Source organism: Roseibium sp., assembly GCF_048260565.1.
In the GTDB taxonomy this organism is placed as follows: domain Bacteria; phylum Pseudomonadota; class Alphaproteobacteria; order Rhizobiales; family Stappiaceae; genus Roseibium.
This window is the reverse complement of record NZ_JBLXGP010000005.1, coordinates 83,719-103,885: the sequence shown is the minus strand read 5'-3', so window position 1 is coordinate 103,885 and position 20,167 is coordinate 83,719. Positions and strand designations below refer to the sequence as shown.

14 protein-coding genes, 1 tRNA gene and 1 riboswitch are annotated in these 20,167 nt (G+C 62.0%); of the genes, 10 read left to right on the top strand and 5 right to left on the bottom strand.

Features of this window, described 5'->3' with window-relative positions; genetic code table 11:
• Positions 1–264: 264 nt before the first annotated feature.
• Both ACN0SO_RS13245 and serA read left to right on the top strand, forming a co-directional pair.
• Positions 265–1,443, top strand: coding sequence for a phosphoserine transaminase (locus tag ACN0SO_RS13245; RefSeq protein ID WP_417678403.1), 1,179 nt, complete (start codon positions 265–267; stop codon positions 1,441–1,443).
• Positions 1,444–1,518: 75 nt separating this feature from the next.
• On the top strand, positions 1,519–3,105 hold the full coding sequence (gene serA / locus ACN0SO_RS13240; RefSeq protein WP_417678401.1) for a phosphoglycerate dehydrogenase: 1,587 nt from the start codon (positions 1,519–1,521) through the stop codon (positions 3,103–3,105).
• A gap of 57 nt (positions 3,106–3,162) precedes the next feature.
• On the opposite strand, the gene ACN0SO_RS13235 is transcribed toward serA, so the two are convergent.
• The gene (locus tag ACN0SO_RS13235; protein WP_417678399.1) at positions 3,163–4,056 is read right to left on the bottom strand and encodes a DMT family transporter; all 894 of its coding nucleotides are present in this window, start codon (positions 4,054–4,056) and stop codon (positions 3,163–3,165) included.
• A 422-nt stretch (positions 4,057–4,478) separates the two neighbouring features.
• Here ACN0SO_RS13235 and ACN0SO_RS13230 point away from each other — a divergent pair, with 422 nt between their 5' ends.
• The 4 genes from ACN0SO_RS13230 (at position 4,479) to ACN0SO_RS13215 (ending at position 10,074) form a co-directional block, all read left to right on the top strand.
• Entirely contained in the window at positions 4,479–5,771 is a 1,293-nt protein-coding gene (locus tag ACN0SO_RS13230; protein ID WP_417678397.1) for an adenylosuccinate synthase, read from the top strand.
• Positions 5,772–6,043: 272 nt separating this feature from the next.
• Positions 6,044–7,825: a hypothetical protein gene (locus ACN0SO_RS13225; protein ID WP_417678395.1), complete on the top strand. Its 1,782-nt coding sequence runs from the start codon at positions 6,044–6,046 to the stop codon at positions 7,823–7,825.
• Between the two features lie 267 nt (positions 7,826–8,092).
• Positions 8,093–8,195, top strand: a riboswitch (TPP riboswitch).
• Between the two features lie 145 nt (positions 8,196–8,340).
• A complete protein-coding gene (locus ACN0SO_RS13220) occupies positions 8,341–9,096 on the top strand; it encodes an ABC transporter permease (protein ID WP_417678393.1) in 756 nt (251 codons plus the stop codon).
• Positions 9,097–9,135: 39 nt separating this feature from the next.
• Positions 9,136–10,074: an ABC transporter substrate-binding protein gene (locus tag ACN0SO_RS13215; protein WP_417678391.1), complete on the top strand. Its 939-nt coding sequence runs from the start codon at positions 9,136–9,138 to the stop codon at positions 10,072–10,074.
• A 27-nt stretch (positions 10,075–10,101) separates the two neighbouring features.
• Here the strand turns inward: ACN0SO_RS13215 and ACN0SO_RS13210 are convergent, their stop codons facing one another.
• From ACN0SO_RS13210 to ACN0SO_RS13200, 3 genes are all read right to left on the bottom strand, one after another.
• Positions 10,102–12,336 carry a CHASE2 domain-containing protein gene (locus ACN0SO_RS13210; protein WP_417678389.1) on the bottom strand — a complete coding sequence of 745 codons (2,235 nt, stop codon included), beginning with the start codon at positions 12,334–12,336 and terminating at the stop codon, positions 10,102–10,104.
• A gap of 170 nt (positions 12,337–12,506) precedes the next feature.
• Positions 12,507–13,391: an RNA polymerase sigma factor RpoH gene (gene rpoH, locus ACN0SO_RS13205; RefSeq protein ID WP_417678387.1), complete on the bottom strand. Its 885-nt coding sequence runs from the start codon at positions 13,389–13,391 to the stop codon at positions 12,507–12,509.
• A gap of 188 nt (positions 13,392–13,579) precedes the next feature.
• The gene (locus ACN0SO_RS13200) at positions 13,580–14,605 is read right to left on the bottom strand and encodes an RluA family pseudouridine synthase (protein WP_417678385.1); all 1,026 of its coding nucleotides are present in this window, start codon (positions 14,603–14,605) and stop codon (positions 13,580–13,582) included.
• Between ACN0SO_RS13200 and ACN0SO_RS13195 the strand changes: the two genes are divergently transcribed.
• The 4 genes from ACN0SO_RS13195 (at position 14,604) to ACN0SO_RS13180 (ending at position 17,448) form a co-directional block, all read left to right on the top strand.
• Positions 14,604–14,960 carry a hypothetical protein gene (locus tag ACN0SO_RS13195; protein ID WP_417678383.1) on the top strand — a complete coding sequence of 119 codons (357 nt, stop codon included), beginning with the start codon at positions 14,604–14,606 and terminating at the stop codon, positions 14,958–14,960. The two genes, ACN0SO_RS13200 and ACN0SO_RS13195, sit on opposite strands and share 2 nt — an antisense overlap.
• 111 nt (positions 14,961–15,071) lie before the next feature.
• Positions 15,072–15,147 (top strand) — tRNA-Glu (locus ACN0SO_RS13190).
• Positions 15,148–15,361: 214 nt separating this feature from the next.
• Positions 15,362–15,745: a Rap1a/Tai family immunity protein gene (locus tag ACN0SO_RS13185; RefSeq protein WP_417678381.1), complete on the top strand. Its 384-nt coding sequence runs from the start codon at positions 15,362–15,364 to the stop codon at positions 15,743–15,745.
• 362 nt (positions 15,746–16,107) lie between these two features.
• On the top strand, positions 16,108–17,448 hold the full coding sequence (locus tag ACN0SO_RS13180; RefSeq protein ID WP_417678379.1) for a tetratricopeptide repeat protein: 1,341 nt from the start codon (positions 16,108–16,110) through the stop codon (positions 17,446–17,448).
• 15 nt (positions 17,449–17,463) lie between these two features.
• On the opposite strand, the gene ACN0SO_RS13175 is transcribed toward ACN0SO_RS13180, so the two are convergent.
• A complete protein-coding gene (locus ACN0SO_RS13175; protein ID WP_417678377.1) occupies positions 17,464–20,166 on the bottom strand; it encodes a hypothetical protein in 2,703 nt (900 codons plus the stop codon).
• Position 20,167: the final 1 nt, after the last annotated feature.

The following is a 20,167-nucleotide window of genomic DNA, read 5'->3' as shown; positions in this document are numbered from 1 at the left end:
GGCTCATGAATTCCGGCTCGGTGTGCGTTACCAGTTCGCAAACCAGGTGGCTGCTGTGCCGACCTATTTCCCGCCGCAGCCGATTACCAGCAACTACTGAGCTGGACACAGATCAACGGAAAAGGCCGGCTGCAACGCCGGCCTTTTTCGTTTTTGGAAAAATATTCTCTCCAAATTCATTTGACGCCCCCGGTGATCGGGCCTATCCCAATCAGTGGGCCACCCCTCCCCAACGAGGGGCTCCTATCTGAAAGGGTAGATTACATGACTGTATCGAATGCCAAGCCGGACGTGCGTCCGGCCAATCCCAATTTTTCTTCCGGTCCCTGTTCCAAGCGTCCCGGCTGGTCTCTTCAGAGCCTGTCCGACGCCGTGCTCGGCCGTTCCCACCGCGCGAAAATCGGCAAGTCCAGACTGGCTGAGGCGATCGATCTCACCCGCGAAGTGCTGCAGGTGCCGGCGGACTACCGCATCGGCATCGTGCCCGCGTCGGACACGGGGGCCGTCGAGATGGCGCTGTGGTCGCTGCTCGGCGCGCGGCCTGTCGACATGCTGGCCTGGGAAAGCTTCGGCTCCGGATGGGTCACGGACGTGATGAAACAGCTGAAGCTGGAAAACGCCCGCAAGATCGAGGCGCCCTACGGCGAACTGCCCGATCTTTCGACCGTCGACTTCAGCCATGACGTGGTCTTCACCTGGAACGGCACCACTTCCGGCGTGCGGGTTCCCAACGGCGACTGGATCCCGGCAGACCGGGAAGGCCTGACCATCTGCGACGCAACCTCGGCCGCCTTTGCCCAGGATCTCGCCTTCGACAAGCTCGATGTGGTGACCTTCTCCTGGCAGAAGGTTCTCGGCGGCGAAGCGGCCCACGGCATGCTCATCCTCAGCCCGCGGGCGGTCGAACGGCTGGAAAGCTATACGCCTTCTTGGCCGCTGCCGAAGATCTTCCGCCTGACCAAGGGCGGCAAGCTGATCGAGGGCGTGTTCAAGGGCGAGACCATCAACACCCCGTCCATGCTCTGCGTCGAGGACTATGTGGACGCGCTCAAATGGGCGAAGTCCGTCGGTGGACTTTCCGGCCTGATCGGCCGCGCGGACGCCAATCTCAAGGTGCTCACCGATTGGGTGGAAAAGACCGACTGGGTCGATTTCCTAGCCGTCGAACCGGCCACGCGGTCCAATACCTCGGTCTGTCTGAAGGTCGTCGATCCGCAAGTCAGCGCCTTGTCCGCCGATGAACAGGCCGCCTTTTCCAAGGCAATGGTGTCCGCTCTGGACGCGGAAGGCGTCGCCTATGACATCGGCGCTTACCGCGATGCCCCGTCCGGCCTGCGGATCTGGGCTGGCGCGACCATCGAGACTTCCGACCTCGTTGCGTTGACGGGTTGGCTGGACTGGGCCTTTGCCCGCGAAGCAGAGCGCCTGTCCCAGGCTGCCTGACCGGCTTCGCTGTCTTTTTTGCCGGCCGGCTCTGTCCGGCCGGACTCCCATTTGCGATTTCAAAGGAGGCCACTGATGGCTCCGAAAGTACTCATCTCGGACAAGCTGTCCGATGCGGCCGTGCAGATTTTCAAGGATCGCGGTATCGATGTCGATTTCCTGCCGGATGTCGGCAAGGACAAGGACAAACTGCTGGACATCATCGGCCAGTACGATGGTCTGGCCATTCGCTCCGCGACCAAGGTGACGGAAAAGATCATTGCGGCCGCCGACAATCTCAAGGTGATCGGCCGGGCGGGGATCGGTGTCGACAACGTCGATATCCCCAAGGCCACTGCGCGCGGCATCATCGTGATGAACACGCCCTTCGGCAATGCGATCACGACCGCCGAACACGCGATCGCGATGATGTTTGCGGCCGCCCGGCAGATCCCGGCGGCCGACGCCTCGACCCAGGCCGGCAAGTGGGAAAAATCCCGCTTCATGGGGAAGGAAATCACAGCCAAGGTTCTGGGCCTGATCGGTTGCGGCAATATCGGCTCGATCGTGGCCGACCGGGCGATCGGGCTGAAGATGAAGGTGGTTGCCTACGATCCGTTCCTGACGCCGGAACGGGCGGCTTCGCTCGGCGTCGACAAGGTGGATCTGGACGAGCTCCTGAAGCGGGCTGACTTCATCACGCTGCACACGCCGCTCACCGACAAGACGCGCAACATCATCGATGCGGCAGCCATCGCGAAGATGAAAAACGGCGCCTATGTCATCAACTGCGCCCGCGGCGGGCTCGTCGACGAACAGGCGGTGCGCGATGCGCTCGACGCCGGCAAGCTCAGCGGGGCCGCCTTCGACGTGTTCGTGGAAGAACCGGCGAAGGAAAACGTGCTCTTCGGCGCGCAGAACTTCGTGTCCACGCCGCACCTGGGTGCGTCCACCAGCGAGGCCCAGGAAAACGTGGCGCTGCAGGTGGCCGAGCAGATGTGCGACTACCTGCTCGACGGGGCGGTGACGAACGCGCTCAACATGCCGTCGATCTCGGCGGAAGAAGCGCCCAAGCTCGCGCCGTTCGTGCGTCTGGCCGAACAGCTCGGCTCCTTCGCGGGCCAGCTGACCGAAAGCGGCATCGAAGCGATCCGGCTGGAATATGCCGGGGCGGTGGCCGAACTGAACACCAAGGCGCTGACATCAGCGGCCCTGAGTGGCTTGCTGACACCGCTGCTGCAGACCGTGAACATGGTCTCCGCCCCGATCGTCGCCCGTGACCGCGGCATTCAGGTGGAAGAGGTTCGCCGGGAGAAGAAAGGCGCCTACGAAACCTATATCCGCCTGACGGTTGTGACCGAACGGCAGGAGCGGTCCGTGGCGGGCACGGTCTTCGCCGACGGCAAGCCGCGGATCATCCAGGTGAAGGGCATCAACATGGAGGCCGAACTCGGGCCGCACATGCTCTACATCACCAACGAGGACAAGCCGGGCTTTATCGGGCATCTCGGCATGGAACTCGGCAACAGCAGCGTCAATATCGCGACCTTCAACCTGGGTCGGACCGCGCCGGGACAGGATGCGATCTGCCTGGTTGAAGTGGACGGGGAGGTTCCGCAATCCGTCATGGACCGGCTATCCGCAGTGTCCCACGTCAAGCAGGTGAAGTCGCTCCGGTTCTGAGACGCGGTTGTCGTCAGCCTTGAGCAATCGAACGGGCGGTCTTCGGGCCGCCCGTTTTCATGCGGTCTGTCTTTTCTTCGGCAGGATGCGCCCGTCCAGCACAAGCAGGCCCGTCAGCAGAAGCCCGAGGCCGGCGAACTGGTAGGCATCGAGCCGTTCGCCCAGGAGAAGAAAGCCGAACAGGATGGCGCTTGCGGGCACGATGAAGGTAACCAGCGAGGCATTGGTGGCGCCTGCGTCGGCCAGAAGCCGGAAGTAGATCAGATAGGCCAGCGCCGTTGCGCCGATGCCGAGCGCCAGAACGTTCAGCCAGACAATGGCTGAGGTCGCAAACGGGGACCAGTCTCCGGCCGTCAGCAGGGCGACCGGCAACATGATCAGGGTGGAACCGGAAAGCTGGCCGGTTGCCGAAACCAGCGGCGGAATGTTCCGGAACCTGCGGGCGAACGTGGCGGCAAGCGCATAGGAAAATGCGCCTCCCAGGCAGGCGAGCTGCGCCCACAGCGGATCGTCACCCAGCCCGGTGACGCTCGGAGAGACCATGACGAGCACACCGGCAAAGCCGATCAGGACGCCGGCGATCCGGTGCGCGCGCACGGGCTCCTGACGCACGAGCAGGGCCGCGACGATGAAGGTGAAGATAGGGGTCGTTGCATTCAGGATCGAGGCGAGCCCGGCCGAGATTTCGGTCTGTCCCCAAAACAGCAGAGAAAACGGGATCGCATTGTTCAGGAGGCCCATGACGAGGAAGGCTGCGAGCAGGCCCGGCTGAACCGGGAAACGGTGGGACGTGAACCGCAGGATGATGTGCAGTGTCACACAGGCGATGGCCACACGACAGAACACCAGAACCAGCGGAGGGATCTCGGCCACGGCAACCTTGGCGAAGAGAAAGGATCCGCCCCAGATGGCGCCGAGAGAGAGCAACAGGATCCAGTTTCTGAGGGACATGCGACAAATCCATGCAGGTTTGAAGAGGACTTCCGGGCGGAAGGGACCTGCGTGACTAGCATGACGGATTTTGGCCCAAAACCCGATTCGCGAGCGTTTCGAAGATTCAGGCCTCCTGAATGCCTTCATCGATTCCCCTTTTTTTCCAGCGTGTTGAGGCGGTTCTTCGAGGCTTTCCGGATAGTGTGGCGGCGGCAGGAAACACACTTCTGCACATAGTGGAAAGCTCGGAAAATCCGGCTTTCCGACCGTCTGGTTCTGTTCCTGAGGACCGGCTTTCGGCCTGCCGACAGAAGTGTTTCCATTTCAACCGGAACCGCTCTATAGTCCGCCGCGTTTGCCCCGGGCGGCGCGTCCGGGGCTTGTCGTGTTTGCGCCGGTCATCCGGCGCCGGAATTGCCGCTTCAGGAGGGCGTGTCTTAATGGCCAATGTGGTTGTCGTCGGATCGCAATGGGGTGACGAAGGCAAGGGCAAGATTGTCGACTGGCTGTCGGAACAGGCCGACGTCATCGTCCGTTTCCAGGGCGGTCACAACGCGGGCCATACGCTGGTCATCGACGGTGTGAGCTACAAGCTTTCGCTGCTTCCCTCCGGCGTCGCGCGCGAAGGCAAGCTCTCCGTCATTGGCAACGGTGTCGTCCTGGACCCGCATGCCCTGGTGGATGAAGTTGCGCGTCTTGCCGCCCAGGGAGTCGTGGTTACGCCGGAGAGCCTTCGGGTTGCCGAAAATGTCACGCTGATCCTGTCCCTGCACCGTGAACTGGATGCGCTTCGGGAAAATTCCAATACGGGAACCCGGATCGGGACCACCAAGCGGGGCATCGGTCCGGCTTACGAGGACAAGGTGGGCCGGCGGGCGATCCGCCTGATGGACCTGAAAAATCTGTCGACACTGCCGGCGAAGATCGACCGCATGCTCGTGCATCACAACGCCCTGCGCCGGGGGCTCGGCCAGGACGAGATCTCCGCACAGGTCATCTATGACGAACTGGCGAGCGTGGCGGACAAGGTGCTGCCCTACATGGATTCGGTCTGGAGCCTGCTCGACCGGCAGCGCAAGGAAGGCAAGCGCATCCTGTTCGAAGGCGCGCAGGGTGCCCTGTTGGACATCGACCACGGCACCTATCCGTTCGTGACCTCTTCCAACACGGTCGCCGGACAGGCTGCCACCGGCTGCGGTCTCGGGCCGGGCAGCGTTGGATATGTTCTGGGTATCACCAAGGCCTATACGACCCGCGTCGGCGAAGGGCCGTTCCCGACGGAACAGCAAAACGAGGTTGGCGAATTTCTCGGCACCCGGGGCCATGAATTCGGAACGGTCACCGGCCGCCGCCGCCGGTGCGGCTGGTTCGATGCGGTTCTGGTACGCCAGACGGTCTGCACGTCGGGCATCAACGGCATCGCATTGACCAAACTCGACGTTCTCGACGGCCTCGAGGAAATCAAGATCTGCATCGGGTATGAACTCGACGGCGAGCGAATCGATTATCTTCCCGCCTCCCAAGGCGCCCAGGAACGGGTGGTTCCCATCTACGAAACCCTGCCGGGATGGAAAGAATCCACAGAAGGTGCGCGCTCATGGGCCGATCTTCCGGCGCAGGCGGTCAAGTATGTTCGCCATGTCGAGGAACTGATCGGCGCGCCGGTCGCCCTGTTGTCCACGAGCCCGGAACGGGAGGATACGATCCTTGTTCAGAACCCCTTCCAGGGGTGAGGCTGGTCAAAAATCGCCTTAAAAAACGCCAAAAAAGCAGGCAATTGAAAAAGTACGATGTCCGTTCAAAGACGGATGCCCGGAGACGGGAGCCGGTTTTAGAAAGGCGAATTGCAACGACTACGTGATGCACCGATAGGGCCGAAGCGTCATTTGCCGCGTGCCGACCGACGGCGAACCCCGCGAACAAGGGGTTCGCGCCCGGCATAACATGGTATATGGCTGTTTAAAGGGACTGTTTTTGGATCGGCAAATTGCCGATAGGCAATAAGATGGCTGACTACTATTCGATTCTGAAAAAAACGATCGGCTCTCTACCGGAAAACAACGGCGCGGCCCGCCGCGGTGTTTACAGCCGGGCACGGAACGCGATCGTCAATCAGCTGAAGGCCTATCAGCCGCCCCTGTCGCCATCGGAAATCACGGCTGAACAGCTCCGCCTGGAAGAAGCGATCCGCAAGGTCGAGGCAGAAGCCGCGCGCGAGAGCCTTGGCCTCAACCCTTTGAGCAAGCCGCCGGCAGCAGCCGGTACGTCGGGAACAGCCACCCTGACCGCCCGGCAGGAACCAACGCCGCCTCCTGCGCCACCTGAGGAAAAAGCGCCGGCCGTTCAGCCAGCCGAGCCTGCGTCGGCTTCGCCGCTCAAGCAGGCTGTGGAGGACGCCGAAAAGCTGGGTGCGGCGTCGCACATGGCGGTTCAGTCCACAAAAGAGGCGATTTCAGCTCCCGCCGATACGGGCGTGGGATCTTCCCAGGAACCGGTCATGGCTGCTTACGAACCGGAAGCAGAGACCGACGTCTACCAGGAAGAGCCTCATCAGGACTACGCGCCGAATGCGTCGAACGGCTACGAGGTCCGGCACCACGCCTATTCTGAAGACACGGACAATGATGCGGAACCGGGCAGCAAAGGCCGAGGCCGCAAACGGCTGTCGGATGCGGTCCGGCGACCGGGCAGCGGTCTTTCCCTTGTCCCGCTGGCCCTGATCGGGGTGCTGATCCTGATCCTCCTTGGCATCGCCGGGGTCATTTACTCCCAAAGGGACATGATTTCGGAAATGATGGCCGGCGGGTCGTCAAATCCGGAACAGACCGTGACGGATGACAAGACGACCGCACCGGCCGTTACGCCGGAGCCCCGGGTCGCCGAGGATACCGCCGGCACCGACAAGAACGGGGGTAAGATTACCGACCGTCTTCTGGATGACAACGGCCAGCCTGCAGCAGCTCCCGATGCGCGCACGGTGACGACGACGACCATCACGCCCGATCAGTCGTCCACGCAGGCGGCAACACCGGCGGCACCCGCCGAAACGGTCGCTCCGGCGGCCCCCGTTCCGCAAACGGAGACAGCCGCACCCGCGCCGGCAACGCCGGAGCCTGCGGCTCCGGAACCCGCCACTCCGGAAGTGGCCGCGCCAGTCACGACTCCGAGCGTCCCCCAAATCGTAGCCTCTACCGAGGAAGGGGAAAAGCAGGGCACGCAGCCTGCGCCGGAAGGCACGGCAGCCGTCTCTCAGCGCGCCATCCTTTATGAAGAAGGCGCCGGCGAGAACGGTGCGGGAACCGCCTCCCAGGGCGAGGTCGTCTGGGCGATCAAGGAAGAAACCGATCTGGACGGCAAGAAGCAGGAAATTCTGACGGCCGAGGTCAAGATCCCGGAGCGGAAAATCTCCGTCGACGTCCGGCTGAAGCCCAACGAGGACAGCTCGCTGCCGGCAAGCCACCTGGTCGAGATCAAGTATAATTTCCCGAAGGATTTCCCGGCCGGTGACGTGCAGAACGTGCCGGGTCTTGTGATGAAGCCGACCGAACAGGCACGCGGAGATGCGCTGATCGGCGCCTCGGTCAAGGTTTCGGAAGGCTACTTCTGGATTGCCTTGTCCAATATTTCCAGCGAGCGGGAACGCAACATCGGATTGTTGCGTGAGCGGGGATGGATCGACATTCCCATGCTCTACGACAACGGCAAGCGCGGGATCCTGACCCTGGAAAAGGGGCCGACCGGCACCAAGGCCGTCGACGAAGCCGTGCAGGCCTGGCAGGCGGGCTGACGGCCGAGCGGTCTCATTCAGCAGCAATGTGAACTTAGCCGTGCAGCCCGTATTTCTCCCACTCCTTATGTCCTGCGCCTGTTTCAACCGGCCCGTAGGGTCGCATTTTGGCGGCCGCCTACGGGCGAGAGCCGCTTGACCATAGTGTCCACTATGCTCTGCGCGTCTATCACCCGCATTCGGCAAGCCAATATGCGACGCAGGGCGTAAGGAGTGGGAGAAATACGGGCCGGGGTTGCGTTTTCGCGCGCGCCGGTGCATGGTCGCGGTCGGTCCGAGGGGTGTTCCAAAGCGGAACTGAGATGGCGTTGCCGAACCCTTAGAACCTGATCCGGGTCATGCCGGCGAAGGGACGGAAGCCTTTAGCCTTATCCCGGATCTCCAGTGTCGGTTTCGGTTTATCCGAAGACGGGAGATCCTGTTGTGTCGAGACGTATTAGCGCAGTTCTGTGCGCACTTTTCTTCAGGGCGGCGATACCGCCGCATCGGCCCGGGCTTTGCCGGGAGGTTTCGCGATGCGGGACCTGATGCGAAAGGCGGTAACGACGCTGGCCGGCCTTGTCGTGGCGTTGATCGCCTGGGCGGCACTGGTCCGCGTTTTCAAAATCGAGCCGTACATGCTGCCCGGTCCGGAGCGGGTCGCGCTGGCGTTCCAGAAACAGGGCGGCTTCCTGCTGCACCATGCGGCCATCACCGCCTACGAAACGCTTCTCGGATTTGTCGTCGGGGTCGTCGCCGGGACCTGTCTCGCCATTCTCATGTGGCTGTCCCCGCTCGCCCGGCGGGCCATGCTGCCGACCATTCTGGTGAGCCAGGCGCTGCCGGTCTTTGCCATTGCGCCGATCCTGGTTCTCTGGCTCGGCTTCGGGCTGGCATCGAAGATCGTCATGACGGTGCTGTTCATCTTCTTTGCCATGACCTCTTCGTTCTTTGACGGTCTGAGGCGGGCCGACGAAGGCCTCATCGATCTGGCCCGGCTCTACCGGGTCACCCGGCTGAAAGAACTGCTCTATTTCCGTATACCCGCCGGATTGCCGGCCCTTGCCTCGGGCATACGCATTGCCGCCGTGTTCGCGCCGATGGGCGCAGTCCTGGGCGAAATGGCCGGGGCAAAGGGCGGGCTCGCTTTCATCATGCTCCAGAGCAACGCGCGCATGCAGACCGACGTGATGTTCGCGGCGCTGGTTCTGCTTGCGCTGATGGTGCTGATTTTACGTTTTTCCGTCGATCGCCTCACCCGCCGCCTGGTTCCCTGGCAGGTCGAGGACTGATCCGGACCAACTTGCTCTCACAATCCCAAGGAGGACTGAATGAAAAAACTAGCGCTCTGGTCGATTGCGGCCATGCTGATGACCGCGATGCCGGCTCATGCGAACGACAAGCTGACCGTGCTGCTCGATTGGTTCGTCAATCCGGACCATGCACCGGTGATTACGGCGCAGACCATGGGCTTCTTCGAAAGGGAAGGGCTCGACGTCGAGCTGATCGAACCCGCGGATCCCGCCATGCCGCCGAAGCTCGTGGCAGCCGGTCAGGGGGACATCGCCGTCTCCTATCAGCAGACCCTGCATGCCCAGATCGACGAAGGCCTGCCGCTGAAGTGGATCGGCACCCTGGTCGCAACCCCGCTCAATTCGCTGATCGTCCTGAAGGACGGCCCGATCCAGACGCTTGAGGATCTGAAGGGAAAGAAGATCGGCTTTTCCGTGTCCGGCTTCGAGGATGCCATGCTCGGCCAGATGCTGAAATCGGTGGGCCTGACCATGGCCGATGTGGAACTGATCAACGTCAACTTCTCCCTCTCACCGGCGCTCCTGTCCGGCCAGGTCGATGCGGTTATCGGGGGCTATCGGAATTTCGAACTGACCCAGATCGAACTCGAAGGCAAGGCAGGCAAGGCCTTCTATCCGGAAGAGCACGGGATGCCGGTCTTCGACGAGCTGATCTACGTGGTGCACAAGGACAAGACGGACGATCCCCGTTACGCCCGTTTCCTGGCGGCTGTCGAGGAGGCGACCATCTATCTGACCAACCATCCGGAAAAGGCCTGGCAGGCCTTCGTCAAGGCCTATCCGAATCTGGATGACGAGCTGAACAAGCGGGCCTGGACGGATACCCTGCCTAGGTTCGCCAAGCGCCCGGCGGCACTCGACGAGGGGCGGTATCAGCGGTTCGCGGAGTTCATGTACGAGAACAAGCTGATTAAAAAGGTCGTGCCGGTCGAGACCTATGCGGTGGAAATCCGCTGAACGACAGATACCCGGCCTGCGGTGCCGCTACTGTGCGGCATCGCCGGCCGGGATTGGCCGGGCTGCCAGAGCCGCGATGCGTTCGGCAAAGCGGGTGTAGAAGGGCTGTAATCGGTCGGGTGCCGCGCTTCGGCATTCGCTCAACAGCCGTTCGGCTTTGTTGGCCTCTCCGTCGCGCAGGGCCTCGATCAGGTCCGCATGCGATCGGCTGAGTTTGCGGAAACCTTCCGATGTCCGCAGCTTCTCGCTGCCCACGAGCGCGAACAGCCTGACGGCTTCCGATTTCCCTTTCAGCGGGATTTCCCCTGCTTCCAGATAGGCGAATTCCGGCGCCTGGTTGCGGGTCTCGTCGGAGACCAGCAGTTCCGCACCGACGGCCTTGCAGCTGGATTCGATCCGCGATGCCACGTTCACCGCATCGCCGATCACCGAATAATTGAAGCGTTTGTCGGAACCCATGTTGCCGACGCAAGCCTCGCCACTGTTCAGCCCGATGCCGATCCGGACCGTCTGGGTCTTCAGGTTGCGGGCCTTGAAGCCGAAGGCGTCCGCTTCGTTGAGCCGGTCGACGGTGGCGAGCATTTCCAGTGCGGCCCGGCAGGCATGGCTGGCATGGGCCTCGATCATCAGCGGCGCGTTCCAGAAGGCCATGATGCTGTCGCCGATGTATTTGTCGATGGTGCCCCGTTCGGCCTGGATGTCATCCGATAGCGGCGACAGCAGCGTGTTCAGGAAGCTGACAAGCTCGGTCGGCGTCAACTGTTCGGAAATCGGGGTGAAGCCGCGGATATCCATGAACAGGATCGTCATCGGCCGCATTTCCCCGCCGAGCACCAGCTGTTCCGGTGACTTTTCCAGCTGGGTGACCAGGTCGGGCGAAAGATACTGGCTGAAGGCCTGCCGGACGAATCGCTTTTCCCGTTCGGTTAGGAAATAGAGCAGGGCCGTGGTGACCGCGAAGATCATGAAGATGGCAAAGCTCGGATAGATCGGATCGATCAGCAGGCCTTCCTTGAGGAAGAGATAATACGACCCTCCGATCATGGTCGCGGCGGCGCCGGCGCCGAGAAAGCCGGTGCCGATGGCGCCGATGACCGGAAGGGCCAGGATCACGACAATTCCGACGACAAAGGTGGCGAGGGTTTCGGCGCCGTCCGCCCAGTCGGGCCGGGTCAGATAGTTGCCGTTGATGATCTGTTCGATTGCCTGCGCATGGATCATCACGCCCGGCACGAGCTCGCCCAGAGGCGTGGCCCTGATGTCGCGCAATCCCGCCGCGGAAGTGCCGACAAAGACGATCTGTCCCTCGACCAGCGGCGCGACTTCGGCGCGTTTTTCCGGATCCAGAATGTCCCTGACCGAGACGTATCGCTCCGGGCGTTCATGGTCGAAATAGACCCACATTTCCCCGTCCGCGGCGGTGGGAACCGAGAATGCACCGATCTTTACATCGGTGATGGCCGCGTTGCCGGTGTCGGTCTGGCCACTGGCGCCGGTGGTTCGGACCAGAAACCCCTTTGCGCGCTGGGCAACCCGCAGGGCCTCGACGCCCAGGGCGGGGTAAAGCTGTTTACCGTCGGAAAAGAGCAGGGGCGCACGCCGGACGACGCCGCTCTGGTCCTTTGCCGACAGCGAAATGCCGCCGACGCCGCTTGCCTCGTTTTCAAGAATTTCAAGACTCGGAAGGGCGGACGGAAATGCCGGCAGGATCTTTACCGGATCGGTGCCGCCGAACGCGAAACCGCTCTTGCTGGCCGGCGAGCGGCCTGCGGCATCCCGGCGGGCGGCAAAGCCCAGGACCGAGGGGGATCGCGCCAGGGCTTCGGCGAATTTTTCGTCGTTGTCGGGCAACCGGTCCAGCAGGGCCTTCAACGCCGCCGGATCCTGGCCGTCGTCCAGGGTGAGCGATTCGCTGATCCGCGTCGGGGAGGTCCGGTCCGGCTCGCTGAAGACGATATCGAAAGCGATGACCGCGGCGCCCATGTCGGTCAGCGTCGTGACCAGTTCGGCCAGCCGGGTGCGCGGCCAGGGCCATTGGCCGTATTTCTCGATGGATGCCTCGTCGATGTCCGCCACACGCACGGGTGCCGCGGCATAGGGACGGGGGGTGAGACGCTGGTAGTAGTCGAAGGTCAGTTCCCGGACGGCGGTCAGGAAGTCGGGGTTCACGGCCCGCAACCCGGTCGCGGCGATCAGTCCGAGAACCGCCGCTACGGCGACCAGTGTCCGTTTTCCGGTCAGTCGCTTGACGATCCCGCGCATGAATCAGCCTCCCAGTGTCGCTGAGAGGCCAGCCTATTAGCGGCGGATGGGGCCTGCAAGTGCAGGCGTCCGGGGAAGGGCCGCACGCATAGGAAAAGGCGCCGGAACGGTTTGTTCCGGCGCCTGCCTGTGTCGACTGGGAGGTTAACTTGTCAGGCTTTCTAAACTTTTTAGGCCGTTGGCCGCTCCATCGCCTTCGCGCTGGTCTGGACGGCCTTCTGCACCTTTTCAAAGGCGCGGACCTCGATCTGGCGGACACGCTCGCGGCTGACGCCGAATTCGCCCGACAGGTCTTCAAGGGTCATCGGATCGTCGGACAGCCGGCGGGCTTCGAAGATCCGGCGTTCGCGGTCGTTCAGGACGTCCATGGCATTGCTCAGGAGCTTGCGGCGCATGTCCAGCTCTTCCTGATTGGCGAGCATGGTCTCCTGGCTTTCGCTTTCGTCGACGAGCCAGTCCTGCCATTCACCGGCGTCAGCCTCGGCGCGCACCGGCGCGTTCAGGCTGGCGTCGCCGCCGAGGCGCCGGTTCATGGATATGACTTCTTCCTGGCTCACGCCAAGCGTGGTCGCGATCTGTTCGACCTGGTCCGGCTTCAGATCGCCCTCGTCCAGGGCCTGGATCTTGCCTTTCAGGCGGCGCAGGTTGAAGAACAGCCGCTTCTGGTTGGCGGTCGTGCCCATCTTGACGAGCGACCACGAGCGCAGGATATATTCCTGAATCGCGGCCTTGATCCACCACATGGCGTAGGTGGCCAGGCGGAAGCCCTTGTCGGGCTCGAACCGCTTGACCGCCTGCATCAGGCCGACATTGCCTTCGGAGACGACTTCGCCGATAGGCAGGCCGTAGCCGCGGTAGCCCATGGCGATTTTCGCTACAAGACGAAGGTGGGAATTGACCAGCCGCTCGGCGGCTTCAGGGTCATCGTGCTCCTTGTACCGCTTGGCGAGCATGTACTCTTCCTGCGGCTGAAGCATCGGAAACTTGCGAATTTCGTCGAGGTAGCGGCTCAGCCCGCCTTCCCCGGCAGTAAGCATCGGTATATTCTGGGCCATTGTATGCGCCCCCTTTCTCCCGTCGCTGCGTTCCCTTGCGCATCAGGAGGCAAACAGTCCCCCTGTCTTGCCAGGTTCCTGATTTTAAAGGCGAACGCCTAGTATTGGACGCCCGGATTCCGGCGCGCCCGTAGCTTTAATATAAGTAGGATTACGCCTTTTACATGGCCTGGGGGAGGAACAGGATTCTAAAATTTTTGTAATGCGGATAAAAGTTCATTGAAATCAGCGGGATAGCCGCTCTCAAATCTCATGGTTTCGCCCGTGACCGGATGGGCGAAAGCCAGCAATCCGGCATGCAGGGCCTGCCGGGAGAAGCCGGCGACCACGCTTTTCAAAGGCTCCGGCAGCCGGTTGACTTTCGTTTTGAAGCCCGCGCCATAATCATCGTCGCCGATCAGGGGGTGGCCGATATGGGCCATGTGGACGCGGATCTGATGGGTGCGGCCGGTTTCCAGCCGGCATTCGATCAGGGACGCGACCGCCGGTTCTCCCTCCGGGCCGAAACGTTCCTTCACCTGCCAGTGGGTTATGGCATGGCGGCCGCTGGTTTTCACCACCGCGATCTTCTGGCGGTTGGCCTGGGAGCGGGCGAGATTTGCATCGACCGTCCCCTTCAGGCTCGATGGAGCCCCCCAGACCAGGGCCGAATAGGCCCGTTCCAGCGGGCCGGTCTTGCCGTGGTCGGCGAATTGCGCGGAAAGGCCCTGATGGGCCTGATCGGTCTTGGCCACGACCAGCAGGCCGCTGGTGTCCTTGTCGATCCGGTGCACGATGCCGGGGCGCTTGACGCCGCCGACGCCCGACAGGCTGTCGCCGCAATGGTGGATCAGGGCATTGACCAGCGTTCCCGTCCAGTTGCCGGGTCCGGGATGGACCACGAGGCCTGCGGGTTTGTCGATGACGATAAGGTGCTCGTCCTCGTAGACGATGGTGAGCGGGATATCCTCGCCCTGGGGCTCCGGGTCCTCCGGCTCCGGCAGGCTGAGGGTCAGGACCTCGCCCTCGTTGACCCGGTATTTCGGCTCCACTATCTTGCGCCCGCCTGCGGTGACGTCGCCGGACTTGATCAACGCCTGGATCCGATTCCGGCTCAAGGCGTCCAGTCGGCTTGCCAAGACGGCATCGAGGCGTTTACCGGCGTCATCGGCTTCAACCTGATATGTGAAATCCGAACCGAATTCGGTCGGATCTTCCGGAGTACCATCATTCATGACTCAACCTGAGTTCAACGACCAAGGCAACGAGGAAAAGCCGCTCGATCCGGCCGTGGAGCGCGTGCAGAAAAAGCTGAAGCGCCTGCTTGCGGGATCGTCCCTGGTCATGCTTGCGGGATTTATCGCTGTCTTCGCAGCAATTTTCTACAAGATCAACTCCTCCGGCCGGCAAGTCGACGCGGCATCGATCGCCAGAACGATCGCAATCGGCGCAAATGCCACGGTCGAAAGCGTCGATTGGGTCGACGGACGGATGATGGTTGTCATTCGCGAAAACGGCACGACGGCCCTGTTGCAGGTCGATCCATCCACAGGCCGCGTGCTCGGCCGCACGGATTTCGTGGCGCAGTAGGGAGGATTTCCGAGAATATAAACAAGCTGGCAAAAAAGGGGCTTGCCCTCATTTCAAAGGCCCCTTATATGCTCGCTTCTCGGTTCGGGGCGCTTGTTCGCCCGAACCTGGGCGCCCATCGTCTAGCGGTCTAGGACGCCGCCCTTTCACGGCGGAAACACGGGTTCGAGTCCCGTTGGGCGTGCCATTTCTTTCTGGCGCTATCGGCCGTTGGCCTACTTGAGCGCGTGGTTTCGCGCTATCGGCCGTTGGCCTGCTTGAGCGCGGTTTTCCCTCGAAGAGCCGAATATCCCGCGAATATACGCTGGCGTATATTGGCCAACAGGTCACGACCTGTGCGCTCGCATTGTCGCAATTTTCCCGATAGGCTTTCCCTTAGCAGCAACACAAGGCTAGGTCATATGAGAGTGGCGGTACTATTGGTCTGTTCTCTTCTATTCACGACACCCAGTTTTGGCGGTGCAATGAATGGGAATGAATTCCTAGCAATCTGCAAAGGTGAGCCAGGAAATCGACCGCTGACATGTAAATTCTTTGTTGCTGGAGTCATCCAGGCTCTTTGGGTTGGCGCGATGCGCGGTGCAGCGCTGGCGACGGGCGAAACACCAACAATTAAAAAAATTGACGAATATGTTGGATTTTGCCAACCGGAAGGCGTGAGTACTTCGCAGGCCCTAGAAATCGCATATAAATTCATGCAGGAACACCCTGAGAACCTACACTTTCCCGTTTCTGCAATAATTCGAGATGCTTTGGCCCGATCGTTCCCGTGTAGTTCAAGTTGACGCTAAAATGTAAGATATTGAACCTTTCGAATTCCTCGGAAATCAGTGCTTGAGTAGCGCCCCGTCAGCCCTATTGACGTAGCCTTCGCCAATGTCGCCTGCATGTCAGAAGCGGAATGTCAACTGTGTCTCAGTTTAGGCATTTAGTGGCGCTACCGGCTTTCGCCTATTTGGCGCGGGTTTCCACTACGTCGCTTCAATCCCCGATATGATGGCGATATACGACCTTTTGATCGGTCGTGTTTTGATTGCGGCTATCTCAGGTGGGTTCGTCAGTCGCGCCCGATTGACCATCGCGGCGGCTCTTTCTAGAATTCGCCCGATTGACCCAACGTCATTTGTTTTAAAGAGGTTGCCCGCACTTGACCCGGTTTTTGCGATATCTGCCGGTTGCCATCGGGTTTTTATCGGTCGCTGCCCTGCCGGGCGAGGGGGCTGCGATGGGGCTTGGCCGGCCGGAACCAATCATGGGGCCGCATGCGGCCGATCCGGGGCGCTCAAGAGAGATTATCGAGCTGGGATCGGAGCAGATCGTCCCGCCTGCGACGCCCGAGCAGGCGGCCTTCATTGCCAGGGTCTGCACGAAAATCGAAGCTGTGGCGAAGGCCTATTCCCTGCCGCCGGCCTTTCTCGCCAGGCTGATCTGGACCGAGAGCAGGTTCGATCCGGACGCGATCAGCCCGATGGGCGCGGAAGGTATCGCCCAGTTCATGCCGTCGACTGCGAAGGTCTGGGGCCTGGAAAATCCGTTCGAGCCGATGACCGCGATCACGGCGTCGGCCAATCTGCTTTCGTACCTGTGGAAGGGATACGGCAATGCCGGCCTTGCGGCCGCAGCCTATAACGCCGGGGAGAAGCGCGTCGACGCCTGGTTGCGAGGCCGTTCGGGCCTGCCCGGCGAAACCCGGGGCTACGTCTATGCCATCACCGGCCACAGCGCCAATGACTGGAAGAAAAAGACGCCGCCCGACGTCCGCTTCGTCCTGGACGAGGCCCGGGACTTCCAGGAAGCCTGCAACGACTATCCCCAGATCAGGGCGCCGGCGCAACGCCGGTTCGCCAATCGGTATTTCAATCGCGGCCTCGCCCTGACGGCCCAGAAGGACTATGAGGCGGCCATCCTCCGCTATACGGTCGCGATCCGCCTGAAACCCAACTTTCCGGATGCCTACAACAACCGAGGCATCATCTACCGCAAGACCGGAGACTATGAGGCGGCGATCCTCAACTACGATGCCGCGATCCGGCTCAAGCCGACCTATGCGGCTGCCTACAACAACCGGGGTTACGCGAAACGCAAGCTCGGCCGGTATGAGGAGGCGATTGCCGATTACGACCGGGCGATCAAGCTGAAGCCGGGGTATGCGGCCGCGTTTTTCAACCGCGGCTTTGCTTACGCGAAGCTGGGGCGGTTCAGCGAAGCGATCGCCGATTATTCGCAGGCGATCAAGGCCCAACCCGGCAATGCGCTCGCCGTTTACAATCGCGCCCTTGCCTATCTGGAAGCCGGGCAGAATGAAAAAGCCCTGAGCGATCTGGATCAGGTCATTGCCGCCAATGACGGCTTCGCCCGAGCCTATTTTCAGCGGGCAACGCTGTTGAAACGGCTTGGCAAGGCAGACCGCGCGAAGGCGGATTACCGTGAGGCCGTTGCCCTGAACGCCGGCTTTGCGCAGGAACGCTTCCGCAAGCTGTTCGACTGAGGCGCGCCGCCGGCCTTATGGCAGTTTGGTCGGGACCAGCGGTCTGCCGAACTGGGTCGCATGGTAATTGTGACAGAGCGTGCAGGTCTCGCCGGCGGCTTCGTCCGTATGGCAATCGGTGCACATGTTCTTTTCGATCGGAGCGAAGACCGGTGAGAAGACGGCCGGATCGTTGCCCTTATAGGTCTCCAGATAAGTATCCGGAGCCGGGTCCAGCTCGTGGCAGGTCCGGCAGCCCTTGTCGCCCACGGCGTCGATATGGGGCTCATGGGAGAACTTCGTGAAGCGGTCCTTGACCCGTGAGGAGTTGAACGGCTTCCATTTCACGTGCTGCGTTCCGGCATCATCATCGACGCTGTGGCATTTGGTGCAGCGCCCGACGGCGTCGGACGATGCGAGCTGGTCGAAGATCGGCGCCAGCATGCCCTGCCGGTCCGTGCCGAATGCGCTCCCGGCATAATCGAGCCAGCTGCGCAGGAAGCGGTCGGCGTGGCCCATCGGGCGGTAGCGGATGGTGTAATCCTGCCGGTACCAGCCGCCAAGCTCCGCCCAGACTTCCGGATCGAACGGCGTCTGCCGGGATTCGGCCGGTTGCGCGTCGCTGTCCGTGTCCGCCACTTCCAGACCGCCGGCGCCGCCCCCGTCTCCGGAAAGCATGTCTCCGGACAGGATGTCGGCACCGCCCCCGTCTGTGGAAAGATTGTCTCCGGACAGGATATCGCCGCCGCCACTGTCGCCCGACAGAATGTCGTCGCCGTCGCTATCGCTGCTGCCGCCAAGGATCGAGTCCGTATCTTCCGCAGGCCCGGTGCCGCCGCCGGACAGGATGTCATCGGAAGACGGGCTGTCGTTGCCTGCCAGACTATCCCCGCCCGATTGCGCTTCCTCGGCCGGTTCCTCGTCCGCTCCGGCCGGCTGGCTGAGCAGGCCGGCATCGGCTTCGTCCGCACCGGCGGGCGGGCTAAGCAGATCTGTGCCGATCTCATCTGCCCCGGCGGGCTGTCCGAGCAGGTCCGTGCCGCCATCGTTGCCGCCGGCGAGATCGTCGGAGGATCCCAGAATATCGCCGTCCGACCCGGTATCGTCGCCGCCCAGGATCGAACCGTCATCCGCATCCTGCCCGCTGGAGGAAGACGACGTCTTCTCCGCCGCTGCGGCGGCTTGCTTCTTTGCCGCTTCCGCCGCGGCTTCTTCCTCGGCCTTCTTCCAGGCTTCGAAGGCGGTTGTCGGCTGGCCGTTGTTGTGCCGGTGCAGATCGTCCTGCAGGTTGGGGAACCAGTCGCGGTTCGCGGACGCGATCACATCATGGGAAATCAGGCCGGTCAGGTAGGACATGTCCAGCCGGTTCATGTCCGTGCCGCTGTCATCGGCGGGCATGTGCATCGCCTTCATGATGCCGTCGTTCTCGAACCGGGAAAACAGACCTTTGACCGACCAGGCCAGGTCCGCCACTTTGGCGAGATCCTCGTCGCTTGCCTCGGTCAGGTCGAGCAGATCGAGTTGGGCGACCTGGTCGGCAATGCCCTGGCCGGATGTGTTCTTGGCAAGCAGGGCCTTCATGAAGGCGGTCAGTCTGGCCTCGGAGTATTCGGGCCAGTCGCCGATATCGACATGACGCTCCTTGAGGGTCGCGACATCGAGACCGGGAACAGCAAGGAAATTGATACCTTTCGGACCGCTGACACGCGTCGTGCCCAGAATGTCGCCCTCGTGACAGCTGGAACACATGGTGTCGAAGGCCCGGACCTCCATGTACCGCTGGTCTTTTCCGGGCACATGACAGTCCATGCAGGTGCCGGGAACGGAGGAGGAATTCGTTTCGGCGGTCTTCGGGAAATGGGTTCCGAAGTGGGACTTGTGGTCGAAAATGATCCGGGTTCGCCGGTTAAACGGGAAGTTCGTGAATTGCGGGTGCGAGTTTACGAATTCTTCGAATTTCGAGACGTGGCAGGTCTGGCAGCGCAGGTTCGAAACCGTGGTGAGATCATGGATGCCGCCTTCGTGCTCCTGGTGGCAGGTGGCGCAAAAAATCTCGGTTTGCCCCGACGCCTGTTTCGGCGGAGGGAAGGATATCCGGTGGACCCAGCTGTCGTTCTGGACCGTCCGCCCGTCCGGACCCGCCTGGTAGGCCGCGGTCAGCTTCTCAAGCCGCTCGACCGGGTTGGTGTGTGGTGAAAACGGTGCATCGCCGACGTTGTGGCAGGCGACACACAGGTTCGCGTTTTCCTTCGCGCTGGTCGTTGCCGCGAAGCTGTGAAGCCATCCGAGTTTCTCAGCCTTGACGCCGGCATGGCAGGCGTCGCAATTCGTCAGGCTGGCATGGGCGGAGGTCAGCGGTCCGGGCATCAGGAAACGGCCCGCCTGGCTGCTGGCGACGATCAGAACCACCAGCCCCACGGCAAGGGCGGCCGCCCAACGGGCCATACGACCCCGCCTGGTCCGCAGGCTCGGTTGAGGGACGCACGGTTCCTGCTGCAGGCAGCAGCGGCCATCCGGAAGCGGGCCCTTTTCGCAAGGTCCGCCTTCCAGTGCCGAGCGTCTGCATTGCCAGCGTCCATCTTCCAGGTGCGGCTCGCAGGCCGCCTTCGCCCCGCATTTTCCGTGCATGTCCGGACCGAGGGGGCAGGGCTTTCCTTCCGCCAGGTGGCCGCAGACCCATTTGTCATGAGGGCGCTGGTAGGGGCTGTCCTTGAAGCCGAATTTCTGCAGGACGGTCACG

Coding starts and splice junctions, on each gene's coding strand:
- ACN0SO_RS13245 (WP_417678403.1), top strand. CDS start 265: ATGACTGTATCGAATGCCAAGCCGGACGTGCGTCCGGCCAATCCCAAT.
- ACN0SO_RS13200 (WP_417678385.1), bottom strand. CDS start 14,605: ATGAATGATGGTACTCCGGAAGATCCGACCGAATTCGGTTCGGATTTC.
- ACN0SO_RS13235 (WP_417678399.1), bottom strand. CDS start 4,056: ATGTCCCTCAGAAACTGGATCCTGTTGCTCTCTCTCGGCGCCATCTGG.
- ACN0SO_RS13215 (WP_417678391.1), top strand. CDS start 9,136: ATGAAAAAACTAGCGCTCTGGTCGATTGCGGCCATGCTGATGACCGCG.
- rpoH (WP_417678387.1), bottom strand. CDS start 13,391: ATGGCCCAGAATATACCGATGCTTACTGCCGGGGAAGGCGGGCTGAGC.
- serA (WP_417678401.1), top strand. CDS start 1,519: ATGGCTCCGAAAGTACTCATCTCGGACAAGCTGTCCGATGCGGCCGTG.
- ACN0SO_RS13230 (WP_417678397.1), top strand. CDS start 4,479: ATGGCCAATGTGGTTGTCGTCGGATCGCAATGGGGTGACGAAGGCAAG.
- ACN0SO_RS13195 (WP_417678383.1), top strand. CDS start 14,604: ATGACTCAACCTGAGTTCAACGACCAAGGCAACGAGGAAAAGCCGCTC.
- ACN0SO_RS13210 (WP_417678389.1), bottom strand. CDS start 12,336: ATGCGCGGGATCGTCAAGCGACTGACCGGAAAACGGACACTGGTCGCC.
- ACN0SO_RS13225 (WP_417678395.1), top strand. CDS start 6,044: ATGGCTGACTACTATTCGATTCTGAAAAAAACGATCGGCTCTCTACCG.
- ACN0SO_RS13185 (WP_417678381.1), top strand. CDS start 15,362: ATGAGAGTGGCGGTACTATTGGTCTGTTCTCTTCTATTCACGACACCC.
- ACN0SO_RS13220 (WP_417678393.1), top strand. CDS start 8,341: ATGCGGGACCTGATGCGAAAGGCGGTAACGACGCTGGCCGGCCTTGTC.